The sequence below is a fragment of the Thiorhodococcus minor genome (assembly GCF_010820565.1).
GTDB lineage: Bacteria > Pseudomonadota > Gammaproteobacteria > Chromatiales > Chromatiaceae > Thiorhodococcus > Thiorhodococcus minor.
In genome coordinates this window covers 1-1,681 of the sequence record NZ_JAAIJQ010000234.1, presented here as the reverse complement: position 1 = coordinate 1,681, position 1,681 = coordinate 1, and the positions used below count along the sequence as shown (strand labels likewise).

Sequence of the window (1,681 nt, the reverse complement as noted above, 5' to 3'; positions counted from 1 at the left end):
CGGTCGCGCTGCAGCGCCTCGACCTGGTCGTCGAGGATGGCGGCGACGGCACGGCGCAGCTTGGGGCTCAGCAGGGGCTCCAGGGTCTGGCGCAGGAAGGGCGCATTGGTCGGCGTCACGTTGCCGAGCAGCTCGGTGACGAAGAGTCCCCAGGCCTCCTTGACCTCCTGACTCGCCGAGGCGCGTGCGACATTGACCTGCTGCTCGAGGATCGGCGGCACCAGCACCACGGTGCGCTCGGCCTGCAGCAGACCGATCAGGGTGAGGAGGTTGGTCCCCAGCAGCGCGATCAGGACGCCGCGGTGAAAGCGGTTCTCCGTAACCAGGCGCTGCCAGGTCTGACGAAAGCGCTCCAGGTTCATGCCCGTGGCCTCATGGCAGATAGCGCCGCACAAAGGGATTGGGCGTGGTGCGATGCCCCATGGGCATGAGCCCGATCCAGTAGAGCGCGTGCAGGGCGTAGCCGTCGGCACGGCTCTCGCGGAAGCGGCCATAGAGGCGCACCGCGAGCAGGCCGAGCAGGATGAAGATCAGCGGCTGATTGACCAGAATGCCGATCACCAGCACCAGGAAGAAGGGCGTGACGTCGTCGATGCGCCAGAACAGCAGGTTCGGCGGATCATCGACGTGACGGGGCAGCTCCAGGGTGGCCATCGGGGTTGCTCGCTCCGGGTGAGAGAGTCGCTTCGGTGCGGCAACGATGCCGGCTCTCGCGCCCGGCGTCAGGAAACAACGGTTATTCGCGCAAGAACCGTTTTTCAGCGGCCAGGAAGGCGCGTCGCTGCGGCGCGACGGGTGCTTGCGGTCGTTTCCCCAGTGGCGCCGCAGCCGACCTCAGGCGGGTGCACGCGAATGGGCGGAAAGGAGCTGGCCAGCAATGGGCAGCGACGGGCCCGCTTACGCGAAGGGTCTAGAATGACGTTCAACAACCCCATCGGGCATGCGAACCGAGACAGCCAGGAGCGACCAGCCATGACACCCGAACGGCTCAACGCAGACTTTGGACTCGCCGAGCACCTCGTCTTCTTCGCGGGACCCGGCGGACTGGTGCAGGCGCGGCTGCAGAATCTCTGGGGGGCGGCGGTGGTCTCGACCTACGCCGGTCACGTCTTGAGCTATTTGCCGGCAGGCGAGGCGCAGGACCTGCTGTTCGTCTCCGAGCAGGCCCACTACCAGGCCGGCAAGGCCATCAAAGGCGGGATCCCGGTGTGCTGGCCGTGGTTTGGCCCAGATCCGCAGGCGCTAGGGCGTCCTCAGCATGGCTTCGTCCGCACCCGTCCGTGGCAGGTGATCGGGAGCCATCGCTCGACCGACGGCGCCATCCGGCTGGTCCTGGGATTGACCGACACGGACCACACCCGTGCGCTTTGGCCGCACGCCTTCGCGTTACGGATCGAGGTCACCCTGGGCCAGGCCCTGCAGGTCGCGCTGGTCACGGAAAACCGCGGCGACGCCGCCGTGGAGATTGGCCAGGCCCTGCATACCTATTTCCAGGTGGGTGATGTCACCCGGGCCCGGGTGGTCGGCCTCGACGGTGTCAGCTACATCGACAAATTGGACGCGGGTATCGAGAAGGTGCAGCGCGGTGCCTTGACGGTCTCCGGCCCGCTCGATCGCATCTACCTCGCGCCACCGCAGGCGCTGGTGTTGGAGGACCCCGCTTTTGGGCGGGCAATCAGGA

General features: G+C 67.0%; 3 protein-coding genes. 1 reads left to right on the top strand and 2 read right to left on the bottom strand.

The annotated features are described in order from the left end of the window. Together G3446_RS26590 and traL are read right to left on the bottom strand one after the other, a co-directional pair. A partial coding sequence (locus G3446_RS26590; RefSeq protein ID WP_245232831.1) for a type IV conjugative transfer system protein TraE occupies positions 1 to 362 on the bottom strand: 362 nt, incomplete at its 3' end. Positions 363 to 372: 10 nt separating this feature from the next. Then, positions 373 to 654, bottom strand: coding sequence for a type IV conjugative transfer system protein TraL (gene traL / locus G3446_RS26585; RefSeq protein WP_164456664.1), 282 nt, complete (start codon positions 652 to 654; stop codon positions 373 to 375). 318 nt (positions 655 to 972) lie between these two features. Here traL and G3446_RS26580 point away from each other — a divergent pair. Further along, on the top strand, positions 973 to 1,681 hold a 709-nt coding region (locus G3446_RS26580), incomplete at its 3' end, for a D-hexose-6-phosphate mutarotase (RefSeq protein ID WP_164456663.1).